Annotated in this window: 21 protein-coding genes; all 21 read right to left on the bottom strand. The window is 46.4% G+C overall.

Annotation, left to right across the window (positions count from 1 at the left end; translation table 11 throughout):
* Positions 1-31: 31 nt before the first annotated feature.
* The 21 genes from DXB00_RS17595 to DXB00_RS00625 all read right to left on the bottom strand — a co-directional run bounded on the left by DXB00_RS17595 (position 32) and on the right by DXB00_RS00625 (position 18505).
* On the bottom strand, positions 32-619 hold the full coding sequence (locus tag DXB00_RS17595; protein ID WP_305143080.1) for a phage tail domain-containing protein: 588 nt from the start codon (positions 617-619) through the stop codon (positions 32-34).
* Positions 616-2223, bottom strand: coding sequence for a hypothetical protein (locus DXB00_RS16840; protein ID WP_243107116.1), 1608 nt, complete (start codon positions 2221-2223; stop codon positions 616-618). The genes DXB00_RS17595 and DXB00_RS16840 overlap by 4 nt, the downstream gene beginning before the upstream one ends.
* Positions 2178-6839, bottom strand: a complete 4662-nt coding sequence (locus DXB00_RS00715; RefSeq protein ID WP_243107115.1) for a tape measure protein — start codon at positions 6837-6839, stop codon at positions 2178-2180. The genes DXB00_RS16840 and DXB00_RS00715 overlap by 46 nt, the downstream gene beginning before the upstream one ends.
* Positions 6836-7213: an HK97 gp10 family phage protein gene (locus DXB00_RS00710; RefSeq protein WP_119214391.1), complete on the bottom strand. Its 378-nt coding sequence runs from the start codon at positions 7211-7213 to the stop codon at positions 6836-6838. The genes DXB00_RS00715 and DXB00_RS00710 overlap by 4 nt, the downstream gene beginning before the upstream one ends.
* 12 nt (positions 7214-7225) lie before the next feature.
* Positions 7226-8179, bottom strand: coding sequence for an SPOR domain-containing protein (locus DXB00_RS00705; protein ID WP_119214390.1), 954 nt, complete (start codon positions 8177-8179; stop codon positions 7226-7228).
* Positions 8172-8495 carry a hypothetical protein gene (locus DXB00_RS00700; RefSeq protein ID WP_119214389.1) on the bottom strand — a complete coding sequence of 108 codons (324 nt, stop codon included), beginning with the start codon at positions 8493-8495 and terminating at the stop codon, positions 8172-8174. Before DXB00_RS00700 ends, DXB00_RS00705 begins: the two co-directional genes overlap by 8 nt.
* Positions 8496-8497: 2 nt before the next feature.
* Positions 8498-8716: a hypothetical protein gene (locus DXB00_RS00695; RefSeq protein ID WP_243107114.1), complete on the bottom strand. Its 219-nt coding sequence runs from the start codon at positions 8714-8716 to the stop codon at positions 8498-8500.
* Between the two features lie 111 nt (positions 8717-8827).
* Complete coding sequence (locus tag DXB00_RS00690) at positions 8828-9370, bottom strand: hypothetical protein (RefSeq protein ID WP_119214388.1); 543 nt, start codon at positions 9368-9370, stop codon at positions 8828-8830.
* 22 nt (positions 9371-9392) lie between these two features.
* Positions 9393-9785, bottom strand: a complete 393-nt coding sequence (locus DXB00_RS00685; protein ID WP_119214387.1) for a hypothetical protein — start codon at positions 9783-9785, stop codon at positions 9393-9395.
* 75 nt (positions 9786-9860) lie between these two features.
* Positions 9861-10574, bottom strand: a complete 714-nt coding sequence (locus DXB00_RS00680; RefSeq protein WP_119214386.1) for a hypothetical protein — start codon at positions 10572-10574, stop codon at positions 9861-9863.
* 17 nt (positions 10575-10591) lie between these two features.
* Positions 10592-10897, bottom strand: a complete 306-nt coding sequence (locus tag DXB00_RS00675) for a hypothetical protein (RefSeq protein WP_119214385.1) — start codon at positions 10895-10897, stop codon at positions 10592-10594.
* On the bottom strand, positions 10881-11204 hold the full coding sequence (locus DXB00_RS00670) for a DUF7253 family protein (protein ID WP_119214384.1): 324 nt from the start codon (positions 11202-11204) through the stop codon (positions 10881-10883). The genes DXB00_RS00675 and DXB00_RS00670 overlap by 17 nt, the downstream gene beginning before the upstream one ends.
* 25 nt (positions 11205-11229) lie before the next feature.
* Positions 11230-13107, bottom strand: coding sequence for a caudovirus prohead protease (locus DXB00_RS00665; protein WP_119214383.1), 1878 nt, complete (start codon positions 13105-13107; stop codon positions 11230-11232).
* Positions 13108-13121: 14 nt separating this feature from the next.
* Positions 13122-14411 carry a phage portal protein gene (locus DXB00_RS00660; RefSeq protein ID WP_119214382.1) on the bottom strand — a complete coding sequence of 430 codons (1290 nt, stop codon included), beginning with the start codon at positions 14409-14411 and terminating at the stop codon, positions 13122-13124.
* Positions 14412-14428: 17 nt separating this feature from the next.
* Positions 14429-14893 carry a hypothetical protein gene (locus DXB00_RS00655; protein ID WP_243107128.1) on the bottom strand — a complete coding sequence of 155 codons (465 nt, stop codon included), beginning with the start codon at positions 14891-14893 and terminating at the stop codon, positions 14429-14431.
* Positions 14894-14915: 22 nt separating this feature from the next.
* Positions 14916-16661: a terminase TerL endonuclease subunit gene (locus DXB00_RS00650; protein WP_119214380.1), complete on the bottom strand. Its 1746-nt coding sequence runs from the start codon at positions 16659-16661 to the stop codon at positions 14916-14918.
* Between the two features lie 10 nt (positions 16662-16671).
* A complete protein-coding gene (locus DXB00_RS00645; protein ID WP_119214379.1) occupies positions 16672-17073 on the bottom strand; it encodes a DUF7211 domain-containing protein in 402 nt (133 codons plus the stop codon).
* 21 nt (positions 17074-17094) lie between these two features.
* Positions 17095-17430 (bottom strand): phage head-tail connector protein, encoded by a 336-nt coding sequence (locus tag DXB00_RS00640; protein ID WP_119214378.1) that lies wholly within the window; start codon positions 17428-17430, stop codon positions 17095-17097.
* A gap of 12 nt (positions 17431-17442) precedes the next feature.
* Positions 17443-17739: an SH3 domain-containing protein gene (locus tag DXB00_RS00635; protein WP_119214377.1), complete on the bottom strand. Its 297-nt coding sequence runs from the start codon at positions 17737-17739 to the stop codon at positions 17443-17445.
* An 18-nt stretch (positions 17740-17757) separates the two neighbouring features.
* Entirely contained in the window at positions 17758-18192 is a 435-nt protein-coding gene (locus DXB00_RS00630; RefSeq protein WP_243107113.1) for a hypothetical protein, read from the bottom strand.
* Positions 18164-18505: a hypothetical protein gene (locus tag DXB00_RS00625; RefSeq protein ID WP_009325087.1), complete on the bottom strand. Its 342-nt coding sequence runs from the start codon at positions 18503-18505 to the stop codon at positions 18164-18166. The genes DXB00_RS00630 and DXB00_RS00625 overlap by 29 nt, the downstream gene beginning before the upstream one ends.
* Positions 18506-18510: the final 5 nt, after the last annotated feature.

Genomic DNA, 18510 nt, shown 5'->3' with positions numbered 1-18510 from the left:
CTTGCCGGGCCTATTGCATGAATATAGATCGTTACACCGATCTCGGCATCGCATAGTAAGTGATGACGCCCTCTGTCTTGATTTGGATTTCGCCAAATACAAGCAAAGGCTCCGTCAGGGACTCATTTGAGAACGGAAATTCAAACATCGGGTCAATACTGTAGAAATCCGTTACGTTATTTCCATCCTCGCCGGCCGAATAGAAGAACGGGTCGGGGCAAATAATCGAGATCGATGTCCCCTCCTGCGAACTGAAAATGTTTGGTTCATTCGATTCTACATAACCGTTTGTTCGTACATACCGGTTATCGGTCTCAATAACGAGTTCAACATTTTTCTTTGCCGGAAAGTATTTGTAGGATTTCTGCCGTACATCTTCGATCGTTTCTCCGTAGACTGTATCAACAAATACGATTTGGAAAACAATATTCCGCTGACTCAATCTGGCGGAGTTAAACATAGAGCCGTCATTAGTGACGACTTCTGTCGTGTTGACAGTTGCTTTGACCGGACCTAAGCCGGTTACAGACTTGATGAGGAAGCCCGAAACCTCAGGCTCCCTCAAGTCAAGTTTGATCCTATCACCTAAGTAATTGGTGATAGCGAATGAGTGAATCATGTTTCCACCAATCCTTTCAACGCCGAGAACTGATTCTTCGTCTGACGATAAATGTCAATTCTCGACAGTGCCTTAGGTGAATAGTTGTTTTGTGTGAAGTTGTAGTTGTTTCCGGAGGCAGGCGTAGCGCCGCCATTTTGAACGACGCTGGCACCCTCACGCTCCATACCTGCGCTGATCTTCATTGCCTGATTCCGGCTCAGAAGTGCGGATAGTCTGCCGACTCCTTCTGTTACATCGGACAGATCGAGCAGCGGTCGAATTGTCGGTTGAGAGTCAATTCCGTTTTCGATGAAATCACTGATCTTGGAAACCGCATTGCGGAGTCCCTCTTTAGCCGACTTTGCAACAGATGCACCGGCGTCATAAGACTTATCAGTGTAGTCGATCAGAGAATTGACAAAACCCATACCAAAGAACCCGCCGATTCGATAACCAACTTTGGACGGTGAGTTGATGTCAAGTTCAGCTTCCGCAGCCTGTGCAGCTGCTCTTGCCATAGCTCTTGCTCTCGCTTCAGCCATGTATGTGTTGGCAGTTATGCCAGCGGCAAACCCCTCAACAAGATACTTACCGGCGTTATAGAAGTCGGTGTACTTATTTCGGATTGCTGTCAGACAACTGTTAATGATCTGAACAAAGGCATCTTTCGCAAGCTGGTTCTTTGTTCGAACGCCAGCAATGAGATTTGTCATCGTAGTCTGTCCAACGGTGTTAAACTCGTAGAACTTATTTCGGATTGCTGTCAGACAACCGGATACGATTGTGACAAACGCAGATCGAGCCGATGCGTCGCCGGTACGAATGCCAGAGATAAAGTTGGTCATCATCGTCTGTCCCATGATTGTGAACTGACTGTACTTGCTTGTAAAAGTAGCAACGATTCCGTTAATCATGGTAGAGAAGGTGCTTGTCAAATTACCTTGCTGTGCTTTAGCAGCATTGATGAATGTGGTAATCATTGTGTTTGCAGCAGTGCTCACACGAGAATTAGCATTCGTAAAGGCATTGATAAAACCGTCGATTCCCGCATTACCCAAATTCGTAAGATTCTGAGCAAATGTAGACATTCCACTTGTATCAACGCTCTTAATGCCGTTTGCCAAGTCCACAAGGTTTCTGAACTCAACAACTACCCCGCTTAACTTAGCCACATCCACTCCGCTGACGCTGTTATAGTACGCAGCAAATGACTGACCGAAGGACACCAACTGCTCGCCGAAACTTGCAATATCGTTGTCGCCCGTAAACCAGGATACGATACCACCGCTATTCGGCAAATTGTTTGAAAGCTCGACCAGAGCTTTAGCCGCATTTGCAGAGTTTGTGACGACAGATGCGTCCAATCCCGTAACAGCCAAAGAATAGTTCTTCATCGCAGTACCAAACGGAACGAGCTGTTCGCCAAAGGTTTCAAGGTCATTATCTCCCGTAAACCAGGATACAACGCCGCCCGTATTCGGCACCGTATTTGCAAGTTCAAGCAAAGCCTGACCTGCGGTAACGCTATTTTGAATGACATCGGCTTTTAGTCCGGAAACGGCGTCAGAGAAATTCTTCATTGCTCTGCCGAATGGAACCAGCTGTTCTCCGAAATCGCCCATATCGTTCTCTCCGGCGAAGAAGCGACAACACCGCCACTATTCGGAACAGTGCTTGCCATCTCTGCAAGTGCTTTACCAGCGGTAGCCGCTTCAGTGATAACACTGGCGTCAATTCCGGCGACTTCGTTTGCAAAGTTACGCATGGCACGACCAAATGGAATAAGCTGTTCACCGAATGCATTCATGTCATTCTCTCCGGCAAAGAAACCAACGACACCGCCAGTATTGGGAAGTGTATCAGCCATCTCTGCAAGAGTCTTACCTGCGATTGCAGCATTGGAAACTGCTTCTCCATCAATGCCGCTGATTTCATCAGAGAACTGTTTCATAGCTTTTCCAAACGGAACCATCTCTTCAGCAAAGCCGGAGAGCGAACTTCCGCCGGTGAACCACGAGGTCAGTCCATCCAAAATATTTGCGGCTGTCAGGATAAGAATTGTTTCTGCAAGAGCCTTAACGCCGTCCAGCATAGCCGGATCTATAGAAGCCGCACCGTCAAGGAACGGCTGAACATTGGTCATGAAACCGGAAAGATCGGAGCCGATTTGCGGGAATTGACTGGACACGCCACTCATAAAGCCGCCGACGATACCGCCAACAAACTTACCGATCGCCGTACCAATTCCCTGGAGCAAATTACCGCCTTCGTTGATAAGCCAATTCAAGCCCGGAATTTGCGCCAAAGCACCGACCGCAGCAAGAACAAGAGCGAGTTCAGCTATGACAGCACCCATACCGAGAACACCCAGCATGGCACCAGGAACAAGAGCTGCTACTGCACTCAAGGCAGCCATGATTGCTGCAAGCAGACCAATACCGACAATTCCTTGAAGAAGAGTTTCTGTATCGATACCCTTAAGTGCATCAACAATGCCGGAGAAGAATGCCATCAATACATCAACAGCAGCCTGAATCAGACTGGGAAGATTCTTAGCTACACCCTCAAGTACGGCAATAAGAAACTGAAAAATGGAATCGACGATAGACGGGGTATATTCTACTAATGCTTCAAGAACACCTGCAATGAGCTTCAATGCCCCATCAGCGATAGCGGGAACGCACTCAACAAGTACATCCACCAGCATAAGAATAACCGCCTTGACTGCTTCTCCAATGGCTCCTGCACTATCAGCGATAACTTTGCAGAATTCGACAATTGCCTCGCCGATCTTTGCTACTATAGCGGGAATAAGCCCTGCTACGCCTGTGATAATAACAGTCAAAGAAGCGACGATGGCTGTAGCGCCAGCGGTTCCTGCCGCTGCAAGAGCCGTCAAGCCTACTGCCAAAGCAGATAGACCGGCACCCGCCAGAGCAAGCCCTGCACCAATACCGACAACTGCTACCCCGATTAGTGCCAGCGAGCCACTCAAAGCGAGAATGGAAGGAACCAGGGGAGTGAGTACAGCGCCTGCAACACCGAGGATAGCAAATGCACCTGCCAGGGTAACGAGACCTTTCACGATGGAACTCCAACTCATGGCGCCGAGAATAGTTAGTACCGGAGTAAGCACCAAGAGGGCACTTGCAGCAACAAGAAGCGCCGCAGAACCTGCAAGAGTGCCTGTCATGGCATTCAGACCGATTGCAAGAATGGCCATTGCGCCGCCAAGGGTAATAAGTCCTTTTGCTACCTGCTCCCAACTCAGATTTCCCATCTTCTCAAGAGCAGTCGAAAGGACGACGAGTGCCGCAGCAACGATCACCAAACCGGCGCCGATGCCAGCCATATTATTCGGCATGAATTTAACCGCTACAGTGATCGCAGCAAGTGCGCCAGCCATAGCAGTCAGACCACGAGCAATCTCATCCCACTGCATGGTTGAGAAGTCCTTAACCGCAGAGGCAAGGATTTTCATAGCGGTGGCAATGGCAATTAACGCCACACCAGTAGAAATGACATTTTGAGCATTTCCGGTAAGTTTTGTGAATGCAGTGATCTCGGCAAGAAGGACGGCAATGGAGGCAAGCCCCTTACCGATGTCTTCCCATTTCATTTCGCCGAAATCTTTGCAGGCAGATGCCAGCACCTTGATTGATGCCGAAAGAATCACGATGCCTGTAGCCGTAGTAATGGATTTGCCGCTGAATTTTGCGGTTCTCAGGAACAGAGAAACCTCGGCAAGCAACACACCAACGCCGACAAGACCTTTCGCAAGCTGGTTCCAGTCCAATTTAGCAAGTTGCTCGCAAACAGAAGCAAGAATCTTGATTGCGGCTGCAAAGATCACCATTTGAGTAGCACCCTTGATAATAGCTTTACTGTTGGAACTCATAGCTTTGGCCGCGGCAACCATCATAGTGGTCAAACCCGCAACACCAATGAGGCCGGTGGTAAGCTGTTTTGCGTCCAGATCTGCGATCTTTTTAAGTGCACTCGCCAAAATAAGCACCGCCGTAGCAATACCGAGCATAGCCGTTACACTCTTCACCACACCAGTTACCTGACCACTGATCTTGTTAAACACTGCCATAGAAGCGAGAAGATCGGCAAACAACACAGTGATTGCTCCAAGAGCCACATTCAGCTTTTCGCTGTCTACAAGACTGAGTGCAATTAAGGATGCTGTGAGAATGGCAATAGCTGATGCAATTTTCAGCAATGTACCTGCCTGCAACTGATTCTGGTAAGCTTCAAAGCATCCTCGAACACTGTCAAGAATTCCGATAAAGGATTCCTTGAAACTGCCGATATCTTCAATAGCTTTTCGGAATGTACCGACAAACTTCGTGATGCCGACAGCAATAGCACCGAACGAGATACCATTCAGCAGATCGATGATTCCGCTGAAATTGGCTTCACCAAGATTCTTTGCTAAGGAACTGCCGAGTTCGCCAAGGATTTTAACGATACCACTTCCGATTGTCTTAACAGCATTCCATACGGCAGAGAGAAGCTGAACAAACTGACAATTAGCGAGAGTTTCGCCAATGACCTCAAAGGCGACGATAACGCCGGATTTCATCTCACCGGCTGCTTCTCCGACCTGCGCCATTCTCTCATGAATTCGCTCAAGCAGAGAATGAAACACTTCAAAATTGACAGATTCGAATTTCTCTTTGATCTTATTCTTCAGCGTCGATAAAGCGGTCATAATTGTCTGAATGACCGTAGCAATACCCTCACCGACTTTCTGGAATGCTCCGCTGGTTTTGATAAACTCATCAAATGCCACGATAGCATCACCAACACCGCCAGTGAAACCAAGAATTCCATCTCCGAGTGTTCCAAGCCCGCCGAACAACGGTTTGATTGCTGTAAATATAGCAGAAAAGGCTTGCTTAACGATATCCAAGATCGCAAACAAACCCTTGAAAGTGGACTTCAAATTTGCCGAAGCAGTATCACTGAGTTTCAAATTCGCTGTGAATTTTCGCAGATTTTCAGTGATATCATAAAGCTGCTTGGCTGTGGTAGGAGGAAATATCTCACGGAATGCTTCATAGATCGGTTTGATAACACTCTGAACGCCTTCAAAAGCATTTTTAAGTGCTTCGATCAGTTTGGTTCTTCCGCCAAGATCTTTCCACCCTTGCAACATCTCATTGCGAGCATCTGCTTGGGCATCGATAAATCCACCGATAACCTGACTGAGTCCAGTCCAAAGCTCTTTGGCTTCCTCAAAATCACCGAACAGAATTTCCCATGTGTTCGCCCATCCTGAACCTACAGCTTCCTTGAGAGTGTCCATCAACTGAGTGAATGTCTTAACATCCTGTGCAGCAGCGAATGCTTTAGCACCGATTTCAGTCGTTTCATCCGCATAATTACGAAGAGTGCCGACCAGAGCTTCCGTGGTCATCCACTGATCCTGCAAAGAATCATTGAACCCATGTGTAGCATCAATGACATTACCCTTGACCGTCTTATACATACCATCAGCAGTTTTAGTCAAGGTGCCGCAGGCAACAGCCGATTCAAGAAGCTGTGTCTTAAATTCAACAGTTGCCATGTTAGCATTCTCGATAGATTTCCAGTCGATTAACTTGACATAACCGGCGGACAAAGCCTGCGCAAAGTTGTACATGGCACGGGATGCCTCATTTGCATTGGCTCCGGAAACGGCAGCAACATTCGACACACCCTGAATAGCCATTACTGCATCCTCAAGACCGACACCCGCGTTGGTAAATTTACCAATATTGGAGGTCATATCCTGGAAAGAGTAAATAGTCTTATCCGAGTATGTATTCAATTCCTGGAGGTACTTATTAACTTCTTCAAGAGAGGCACCGGTACTCATCATGATGGTCTGAATCGACCCCATCTTCAGCTCGTATTCCTCAAAACCCTGACTGATAGGTTCAATTGTCAAGGAGTGGAGCATCTGTTTGCCGGTATTTACAACCGAGTTGGTGATGTTTGCAAGGGCGGTTACAGCCATGATCTCCAATGCCGAGAATCGAGTCTTTACTGTTTCAACCGCAGAGCCAAGCCCCGACATATCGACTTTCTTAGCAGCACTGTCAATGCTTTCAAGACCTTTTGTAGCGCCGTCCATATCCAAACTTTTCTTTAATTTTTCAATGGTGGACAAACTGGTTTGAACATTGCTCTCAAACTGCTTATTGTCAAACCGCATTTCTACGACTCTTTCGTCGATTGTTTTACTCATAGCTTCGTAACCTCCTTCCATGCTTCATTTGCAATTTTATCGAAAATAGGCTGGATAGCAGGATTGATGTAATCTCGACCCTGTACCCAGCCTCCGTTGCGAGTCCCGTGACCATATTGCAGAATGATCGCAATTGGAACCCCATTTTGAATATTTGAGTTGTAAAATGTGATCTTTGCAGATCCATTTCGGTTTACGATCTCGTAATACCATGAACTGGCGGTCAAACCGGAATCGACAGGCGTTGCAGACGCAAGAGCAGCGACCCCTTCTCGGCCATACTTGTCGAGGTCTCCGAGATGGACCACTTCTTTTGCCCTCTCCAAAAAGCGTGTAACCTTAGAGAAGTCTCCCTTGTGACTGAACCTTATCATTCACGGACCTCCTTATTTAAGAAGCTGATTAACCCGATTCTGTATTACGGAAGGATCGTAACCAGCCGCCTTCAGACGATTAGTCCTGTCCGCACCGTTACCCCACAGACCCTGAATTACTTCACGGGCGATCTGGTCAGTGCTTTTCTTCGCAGAAGATGCAGAGACTGCCGTCCCACTTTTGGTTGTTATATAGGTGTCAAAACCAGCAGCTTTCAGCTTTGCAGCCATAGCGTCAGCATTTGCTTTCTTACTGAATGCGCCGACCTGAATCTTGTAAAGATTATCGACCTTAACCATGTAAGTATCAAAACCAGCAGCTTTCACCTTCTGAAGCATTGCATCTGCATTCGTCTTATTGCTAAAGGCTCCTGTCTGCACTCGATAAAGTGCCTGATTATCGGCAGGCTTCTCAGTTCCGCCAGCAGAGCCCCCAAGCTTAGCCGTAACTTTGGATGCAAGATCTCCCATTCGAGCATACATCCAATCACCAGGGCAACTCTTGTTGGCAAACCAACGATGTACGGTCAGAACCATTTCATTGGAAGCCGGCTCGTAGTTCAGAGTCTTAGTCTTATCGCCGAACCAGAGCAGCTTGGTTTTTCCGTAACGCTTGCAAATGTCTATGCAAAGCTCGATCAGTTTCGCATATACAGTATCGTTGAATGCATAAGGATGTGTGGCATCGCTGGCACACTCGATTGTGATCGCACGCTGGTCATTTGCATTAGAGGAAGAACACCAGGAACGGTTCTTTTCTTCCACATACATACCCACTCTACCATCCACGCCGATACCATACTGACAGGAAGCCTGTCGGGAAGTCGGAGCAAAAATATTACCCAGAGTCTCTACAGAGCACTGACCGACTACGCAATGAGGTGTGATACGATCGACTGCATGGGTTCTCTGCCCGGAATGATTAGGACTTAACTTGGTATAGGATACCAAAGGGCTGTTACTCATTTTTCGTTTCCTCCTTCACGCTCTGAATCTGTTTCAGCATCTGAATGACCTTGTCATAACCGACCGTAGAGATCAGGAAGCCCAGATACATCAGAACGACGATCTCAACCCCAATCTTCATAGTAAAGACCGTGTCGGTCATGATAAGGTAAATCACGCTAACAGCACAGGCGATCAGGACGGACAGAACTGCCGCAAGAACATTAGAAGAATACTTGACCTTCGTTCCGTCAAGCAGTTTCTTAATGCCCTCCACTGTCAGATTCGTGATAACGGATACGATTAACAGTGCTGTAGTCAAAAAACTGATAGGCATAACTAAACCTCCTCATAATTCGTATTTTCTTCTGGTTCGCTTTCCTGCTTGAGTCGTTCTTCACGCTTTTCGAAGAATGTTTCGAAAAGGGCTTTGAAGAAGTAGCCAAGCATAACCCCGACAACGGTCGACGCTATTGTGCTGGAAAGCGATTCCGCAATTTGTACTTGCCCCATAAATGCAAGTACATAAGACAGTTGCAAATCAATCAGCGAAACCACCAGAATAATTGCTACTGCTTTTTTGGTAAAAGTTTTAGCCAGTTATTATAAGGCTGTTTCTTATGGCAAACTCGCCTTAACATGCATTTTCGGCATCGTCTGTTCATTCGATCACCCCTTAGAACCAAAGCGTTTTCGATTGGCAGCGTTAATGGCTGCATTCCGATTCCACATTTCACGCTTACTTCTTCGCTTAGGCGGTGAGTTCTTGACATTACATACCCGTATAAGGGTTAACAGTCTGTTCAAATGCCATTTTTGGAACTCTACAGGGATGTTATAAGAAATCATCCAGTAGTAAATAAGCTCCGATGTAACCGTTTCTTTGTGTCCTCTGGCCTGCTTGTCCTCAATAAGGCAAGTAGCGGTCATAGGCGCTTCGATATATGCATTGATAGCGGCGTAGTTTTCAGCAGACAGCCGAGTATATACTTCGGGATCGACATTTTGGGTCAAGGTCATACATCGTACATAATCAAGAATTTCCTCATCGGTTTTTTCTTGTTTTCCGAGAAATGCCTTGTTCCATTTGCTTTCCCATTTTGAAAGAGAGACTAAGGAATGCTCCAACTGTAAAGTCTGCTCCTTCTTGTAGACAAATTCCTCATGGATTTCATCCCAAAACTCGGCAGCCGGAACAGTAATTTTCAGCATTCCTTAGTCCTCCGAGTTTTCTTTAATTGGATGCAATGGGTGCAGCCTGCTTATTGCCGTTGGCGCGCATCACACGGTTGACAAATTCGGATGCAGCACCAGCATCGGTGACAAGCTTCTCGAACAGCACCTCATAAGCAGGAGTTTCCATAAAGCCTCTGGAAATTTCCTCAGACTTCATGAAGCGTCTGCCGTCATCGCTCTTCTCACCATAGGCGGTCTTAATAAAGTTCTCGAAGAACTCCATAATAAGAGCCCCATTCGGACTGGCAGCGATACTCTTGAGCTGAACATCGTAGCCGCCCTTGGCGCTCGCCTGCATCTTTACGATTTCAGGCTTGGACAGGTCGAAGTAAAAATCTTCAGTTCTCTGAACACCATTCAGATCAGTATAAGTGATAGTTTCCTTAGTCATTGAAATTTTCTCCTTTCAAATTAAAAAAGTTGGAGCCGCCAGCTTACCTGAATACGGCTCCATAATTTTTACAGATTAGCCCTGCGGATTCAAAGTCTTATCGAACAGTTCGATAATCTCATCAGGCAGAGGCAGACGAGGTTCAACACCATCGTTACCGCCATCGGTGGTCGGGTCCTTACCGTACAGGATCTCTTCCAGCTGAGTCATGAACTCGGCACTAAACTTAGTGGAGTCAAAGGTCAGGGTGGCAGTCGGCTTCAGCTTCTTACCATTGACCAGCTTGTTGATGGAGACAGGCGTGGTGCTGATCTCCCAGGACAGAGTAGCTGCCTCAGGACTGTCATTGACGGTGCTGTAACCTTTCTCGGAAGGCGCTGCCAGACAGCCGTAAACCAGATGCAGCTTATAACCATAATCGTTCAGGTCGGTATCATTACCCAGAATAGTACGATACGACAAACCAAAAGTCTTACGGGACTGCTGACCGGCATACATACCGGGCATGATCTCGACAGAGCCATCGCACTCGGCAAACTCATCGGGGTACATATACGCCTCGACAGTGGCACCGAACTCCTCGTTGGAAACCAGGTTCACATACTTGATGTTGTCGGCGTAAATAGGGGAAGCCTCAGCACCGGAAGGGCTCTCGGTAACGGCAGTCAGACCATTCCATGCAACACCCTTGTTATAAACGCCGCCGATCTGCATCGGATAGAGAACGCCATGGTCACAGCCAGTTTCGTACAGGCGCTCACCAGTTTTATCCCAAATAATTTTAGGCATAAAGATATTCCTCCTTATTAGAAATAGAGCGAGAAATTCCAGTGATTCAGGTTCTCGCTTGGATAATGTCGTTCAAATCGGCAGGTAGGTATAGAAACCACCTTACCGACAAGTTCACTATCCGGGTCAGAGTCAATGACAGTGACGGAATAGTGTCTGTGAGATGAATAAACCCCGTTATCGGCGTGCACGTTTTCGATATCATCGAGTGCATAAACGATAGCGGGGTATTTCATTTTCACTGACTCAGGAGGTTGAAAATACACATTTTTACTTTTCAAAAGTTCTTCCAGAAAAGTTTGCAGATCAAGCCTGCTCGCCATTGTATACACCTCCTATAGCCAGTATAAGTCTTGGGTACTGAACTTCAACACTTGTAACTTTCCATTTAGCACCCATAAACTCAACATACCTCATCGAATGAAAATTCTCATTGGCAAATGGATCGGCTACGATACTGATCTCATTCGCAACATTGATGTTGTCGTTGAGTTGTTCCGCAGACTGAAGCCTACGGGTGTTACGGGTTAAATCACCATAGTACATACGCTCAACGATCTTCTCCGTCCAAACACCCGGCTTAGTCTCTTCTGTTACAGCGTAGCCAATTACTCCATAAAATTTAGCCATTTTGAATTTTCACTCCTCGCTGAATTTAGCCGCCAATAGTGGCAGTGACATCCTCTTCCAGAGCAATGGCGGACATGACGCGAGTATTGGCGCCGGAGCAACGAGTCTCCAGCAGGCTCTTTTCCTGGTTGAAGTCGATATCGAAATCAGTGAAGTGAGTGATTTCGCCACCCTTGGTAGCACCAAGGGAGTAATCAGCTAGGTTGACCATCAGTCCCAGAAGCTTCTTGGTCTTGCTGTCCGTGGTAGTACGAGTCTTGCCCTCGAACTGTTCGGCAGTGATGATCTGACCAACATTCAGAGCAGCAGCCAGATCACTGACCTTGTCATAAATGCGACGACCATTCAGGTCACGGGCAAGCAGCATGACATTGACCAGATGGGGCGTGCAGTAGAAGTCGGGAGTGCCGGAGCCCTTGTACTTCTCACGAGCATACAGCAGAGACTGGATCACAGCTTCCGCATAGATGTAATTCTCGCCAAAATTGGCGGAAGTATTGGTGCCCTGGAGCGTAGTCTTCATGCCGGCAATGTCGACATCAGCATGAATGGTATACAGCTCGTCATCCAGCCAGATCGGGCGGATCTTATCCTCAGCGATCTTACCATCAGCACCAACCTCGCGACCGTCGCCGATCATGATAGCCGTAGCCAGTTCCTCGTTCAGGTTCATACGGTCAATGCCATACAGATACTGCACAACATCAAAGTCCTGAATATCGATGATGTCGTCACGGTCAAGCTTACTCTTTACATACACGGTCTGAGGATCAGTCGTTCTGTGGAGCAGCTGAATGTTGCCGACATAACCCTTCTGGGCACCCTTCTTGTAACCCTTAGCGCGAAGAGCCTCAATGTTACGCAGGTCAGCCTGACGAGTACGGATACGGGAAATAGGGCTCTTATGAACCTTCTTCAGAACCTCATTCACCCAACCCTGGTCAGTGGTAAGCAGTTCGGGAGCACCCGGACGGACATCCTTGTACTCAGGGAACAGGGTTTCAATACCGTCGATACCATGAGCCAGAACGCTGTCAGGATTCTGCTCTGCATAAATGTCCATAGCAGTACGAAGACTGCCGACACTGTTGGACTTAGCCATAGAAATGATGCTTGCCTGGTCAGCATGAGACAGAACCTCGGTCTTCTTCTGCTGATCGTTGTCAAAGACATTGTGTTTCATTGTTTTATCCTCCTTATTGGATTTAGATTTGTTGTCGGAATCATCCTTGGATTCCTTTTCGGGTTCGCCTTCGAGAGCCTGTGCAATAAGTGCATACATGACATTCTGCTGTTTCTCGGACATGGAATCGATCACATCAGCAATCGTCTCCTCATCATCCTTCTTCTCTTCCTTGTCTTCAGCAGGCTTGTCCTCTTTGGAATCCTTCTTCTTTTCCTCTTCCTTCGGTTCATCCTTAGACTCCGCAGAATGAGAAAGACAGAGAGGCATTCCGGTATAGATGATAGCTTCATCGTCGGACATTTCGCCATGCTTCAACATAGAATCGATAAATGCACCGGGGTTAGCACCCTTATGCACCAGACTCACTTCGCAAATGCAACCATGCAGTACATCAGGGCCAGCCTGCTGAAGCTGATTGGCGTAAATGGACAGAGCACAGATGTCACCATGCTTGATAAGGACTTTCGCAATTTCACCATCAGCGGTGTCATTGAGGAAGCCATAGGTGTAAACACCCTCCTCACGGTTCTCAAGCCATGCATGACCAAGAACATCACGAGGACTGTTGTGCTGATGATTCCAGACCAGAGGGACTTTAATGCCGTCATTATTCTTAAAGGCGTCCCGACGAATCACTCGTCCATCGGAACACTTAAGGTCGTTTCGGGTTGCCCAGCCGCTGAAATCACAAGCCTCAACCGAAAAAGGTCTACTCATTTTGAAATTCCTCCTTACTTTTTCGATTTTTGCTTAGAGATTTTGTCGTCCAAATCACTTGCTGACTCTTCAGCTGAATTAACTTCAGTAATAGGCATTTCTTCCGACTGCTGATCGGAACCGGATGGCGCACTCAGGTTCTTATTTCTAAGTTCATCTGCTCTCGGGTCCTCAGAGGGTTTCATACCGACTACCTGACGAATTTCATTCGAAGTCATGATTTCATTTCTTGTAAACTTGTCAGCAATTTCAGCAATATCATTGACAGGAACCAGTTTGAACGGGTCTCTGAAGAATGAAATTGACTGGTGTTGTGATCGGGCAGTTTTGGTCAGAAACTTTCGTTTCATCTCATCAACAATAGCGGAAATGATCGGCTCGATTGTCCGGTTGTTATAGTTCAGCATTGTCTTCTCGTCCGCGGTTCCATCCAAAATGCTCTGAGTGATTCCCAACTGGCTGTATAGCATACTCGTCAAGTATTCAATCTGGGACATCAGGTTGTTGTTCACGGAACGATTCAACTGTGTGATATGCTCAGTACCGTCAGTGTAAGCAATACCATACTTTGAACCTGACAACTGGTTTTCTATATCTTTACGCCGATTTTCGGCCTGTTGACGCCTTGCTTCTGTCTTGATTACATAAGGAAGCTGAATAATCAAATCGAGTTTTCCAGATCCGCTTTGCTCATCAATGACATCAAGTAGGTTAAGTTTACGAATGAGCCGCTGCATAGTAGAATTTGGCTCATTGATAACTGCGTACAGCGGGTTCTCAATGATAGCCACTGCACTTTTCGGCACCACAATATCTTCTTTTCTGCCCGTTTGTTCATTGTACACACGGGCACGAATATACTGCGGATACCAGTCTAAAATCTGTCCGACACGCAGAGACTGAATGTCATACGAACCGGACACATTAGGATCAGTCGTTGTATCGACCGGAACAATTGCGACGCTTCCTTCATCAAACATAGAGACCACTACATCCTGAATGAACGATCGTGCTGTCTGATCGATATTCGCTTCCAAAGTGAGGCAATTATTCAATCCGTCATCGATGACCGAAAGAAAACGCCCATTTTCATCCAGACGGACATGCTGAACATTCAGAGCCGCGACATCAAGCGCAATTCGGTTATAAACCGATGTAACGATTGATCTTTCATTGCCTCTGGACATTCTTGGTCTGTCAGCTCGATATGAATACCCCATACCTAAATCCCGGTAGTTCATTTGAATATTACCGGTAAATGCATTCCAAGCATGTTTCAGTCTGGAACCAAAAGACATCTCCATTTTGAATCATCACCTCCTTAAACCATATCAACATTTTTCTTCTTGTAGGCAACCCGGCCGGAAGCCCAGATGCCATTCTTCAGCTGCTGCATATCATAGCCTCTGTCGGCCAAAGCCATATGCACGCCAACTTCTCCTCGTTTTGCAACGAATTGAACGACACGCCCCGAAGGTGCGGTAACATTTTTAACAGACTCATTCATCAGCTCAGCCATTTTCCGATTATAGGAATTGATAGCCGAAGAACTGATCTTACCTTTCGATGTCACAGAAGAAGGATCTTTCAATAGTTGATTGGCATACTGATCGAGTTCTTTGGAAACATCTTTGCGGGCTTTAGATACGATTTTGTCGTGATTTCTATGAGCCCACTTTGCGTCTTTCTTTTCCAAACGCTTTTGACCTGCGGCGGTCAAAGTTCCGTCTTTGTTCTGGAAACGGCGAACGCCCCATTTCTGACCGAGAATACCGTGATGGTACATCTCATCCAACTTGACCACCTCCTTATTCAAATGCATCTCGATTGAGTTTATAAGCAATATAAGCATCCATCATTGCCGCAACAGCATCGATTTTCTGCTCATATCGCTTCTTCAAAAGCTTACGGTTTCCGTTTGTATCTTCAAGGGTAATGCAGTTACCCATAGCAAAGGTCATGAGGTCCTCATCAAAGATAAGCATTCTTTCTTCAGAAAGCTTTTTCAGCTCTCCAAGCGGAACCGATTCGGTTTTAGCTCCCTGAATAACTTTCTCAATTCCAAACGGACCGTTTTCAGATTCCCATCTCGCTACAAATTCTTTTGCATTATAAGGGTCGAACCCAAGGCACCGAACATCGTATCCGCACTCCTGAATGTGGTTGTCCAAGTCTTCATATACATCCATCATGTTGAGGACCGCACCCTCTAAAACAATTAAGCTGCCCTCCGCCATAAATTGATCGTACTTGATCCTCATAGCAGCAGGCAGCTTCATTAAAGTTGTAGAGGTAATATAGTTTCGTGTCTTGATACCAAAAGAACCGTTTGGCAGAGGGAACAAGAATGTAAATGCACAGAAGTCATCGCCCTGCGATAAGTCTGCACCGAGCGAACAGGGCATCTGCCAGAAGTCCCTCTTTCGATGCGGAAGAGTTTCTTCATAAGTGAAGTAATAGGTGTAACCCTCCATAGGCAGTCCAAATCTCTTTGCCAGAATATCGTTTCGGGCAGCAGGGGCTTTTTCAGCTCTTTCCACATCCAACTGGTAAGTTTCATAACTTACAGTTTTTCCGAGATTCGGATTAGCCTTGAGCCACATTTCCGGGTCTCCGACTTCATCAATGGAATCAAGCTTGTACCACCAAATCGAAACGTGGGGGTTGATGTAGTCGCCTTTAAGGATGTCCATCAACTCCATTTTGATGGTGTCGCCGCTTCCGTTACGAACCGTACCTTCCGAGCTGATTGCAACAATGATGTAGTCGTTCACCTTGGATGCGCCCTGCTCAATTGCACCGATAACATCCTCTCGAATGTCTCCGGAAAGCCACTCATCAACGGTTGCGACCTTGATTTGTAGACCCTGGAGTTTATTGATGCTCATTGGCCTGACCTCAAGAAGCGAACCCGTAAGGAAGTTTTCAACGCCCTTTTTTGTAGAGGCTAACTTTGTGCGGTTCGCTTTGGAACCGGTTGTGTTTTGTAAAGAGCCTTCTGTCAGGAACTGAAACAGCGGTCCTCTCGAACGAGTGATAGCAGTGCGAAGAGGGGACATGACCTCCTCCGCTTGCTTCATTGTTGGGGCCGTTGTGATCTGATGAGTAGTAGAGGTATCAACATTCAGAAAATAACCTTGCAGAGTGGAGCCGTACATTGACTTAGCAGCGCCTCGTGCAACGATCAAATACTGCTTGTTAATCAACCTTTTTTTCACATTCTTGCGAACATAATGCCCACCATGACCATCTGGATTCGGCTGATACACGCTTCGCTCAACAAAATAGTACCAGCCAAAGATCTGTTCACCCCAAAGTTTGAAGCTATCCAATAGGCTAAGGTCAGAGCCATCTGTTAGAGTAAGTTCGGACTCGCAATAAGCGATCCATCCCTCAACAGCTTGGTCATCATAGTACACACCCGGATTAGCGATGAGATCATCGATACGGTTCATCTCCATGGAGATCTCTTTACAAACCGGAATCTCCCCTCGAATTACGGCATCACGAAACATGCCATAATACTTGGGAACGGCAGTGTTTGATAATGCCATAAGTACCTCCTTAGCCAGCCTTCTTAGCCATACCGTTTACAATTTCTTTGATCTTGCCATAGTTATTGTAAATAGTTAAGGCGGTCGAAGTAGCGGTTGCAATTGTACCGGCGACTTTCAGGGTTTTCGATACATATTCCTTTCCGCGATTCACATCAGTCGAGGACAACTGACTGTACTGTTTCTCCATCTGAAGACGGTTCAATCGGTTACGGAGTTCTGCATCACTCATAGACTTAACGCTCTTACTGCTATGAGCTTTACTATAGTCCTCATGAGCAGGAGCATCAGACTTAGAAGAACTTTCTCTTTTCTTTCCGGCTGCGGTACGAGTGCCATCTTTATTCTGATAGCGCCGGACTCCCCATTTCATGCCAATGATGCCATGATGGGAAAGTGCTGTATTATCCATTTTGAAATCCTCCTCTCGTTTTTAATCAGGGTCGACTGTCACATTGATTCGCCATTCAAGCTCGCTGATCTGCCGGTTAATTGCTTCCATCACTGCCGAACTCAACGGCGGGTCGAACGCCAGCCTCACCTTCAGGTAGATAAAGGTTTTAACAAATTCAAGACGAGGATCATCGTACAGGAATTCAGACCAGGTCTTACTTGCATCTTTGATACGGAATCCTTCTTCAGGACCAACACCGAGCTGCGTCAAGACCGAGAATGCCGAATTGATGTACATGACGATGTCCGGGTCAAAGTGCTCATACTCTTCAGCAATTCCGAGCAGCTTTTTTATCGATGTCAGTATACTGTCCATATCGTTTTCTCCTTACTGCCTGACGGCTACAAATTTCTTCATGCAGAATCCTTCGATACCGGTAGCAGTACAGACAGCGTACCAATCATCATTGGAATCGCCCATGTCAATTTCCAATTCGTCAAGGCATGTCACAACCGTTACTACTCTGGAATCCTTACTCGGCTTTTCACGAATGTTCAGCTTCAGGCAATCAGTAACAACACCGATCACATTCCGAGCCGCATCTTCGCAAAGCTCTGTTTCCTGTTCCTCGATGGCTTCAGCCGAATCATCAAGAACAGAGTTTTCATAGATTTCCTTTGTCATTGAAATTTTCTCCTTTCATTATTTTCGCCAGGGGCATGTATCATTTTGTGTGCGCTGTACTGGAGGGAGAAGTAATAAACTCTCATCACCATAGTGAATAGCATTATGCGTATTCAACTTGGTGCATATTACATTCTCCGGATCGAAGACGCATGGACTCTGATTCAACAGGTCTTCATAAGTGATGGGGTTCAGATGATGAATCAATATTGAGCCAAAGATTTCATAACCCGGTACTCCGAGATCACAACCTTCATCACGAATGATAATTTCATCTCTGAATCTTAACCACTTGTCTGAATGATAGAACTCTTGGTTCAGCCAGCGCTTAAAACCGAAAGTCTCTTTCCCAACAGAGCCATCGAGTTTCAAATAACAAAACCGTTCTTCAAATGTCGGCAGTGTAATCAACTCTGAATAAGTTTTAATATTCATCGTCATCACCGCCTGCACCTGAATATCTCCTAAACGCTTCAAGAGCTTTGTTGTACAACTCTTTGGCTTCACTATTGGAATTTAGATTCTTGGTTTTCGCTTCGATAAGCTCTTTCTGCTTCTCCAGAATCTCCTTTTCGATTCGTTCCTTACTGGAACCAAGTTTCAAATAATGCGTTATGACCTGAGAAGAAGCAGTTCCGTCTCTGAGCTGCTTTTCAGCACATTGAACCGCCAAAGAAATCATTAAGTTCTCTTGCGCTTCGAGAGATGTCGGTGGTCTCAATGGGCTATTTGAGTCGGAAGAGCTTGCAGCTTTACCTTTGGGCATTAGCA

This window comes from Butyricicoccus sp. OF10-2 (assembly GCF_003481925.1).
Lineage (GTDB): Bacteria > Bacillota > Clostridia > Oscillospirales > Butyricicoccaceae > Agathobaculum > Agathobaculum butyriciproducens.
Note: the sequence above shows the minus strand (reverse complement) of the source record. Positions and strands in the feature narration are given on the sequence as shown.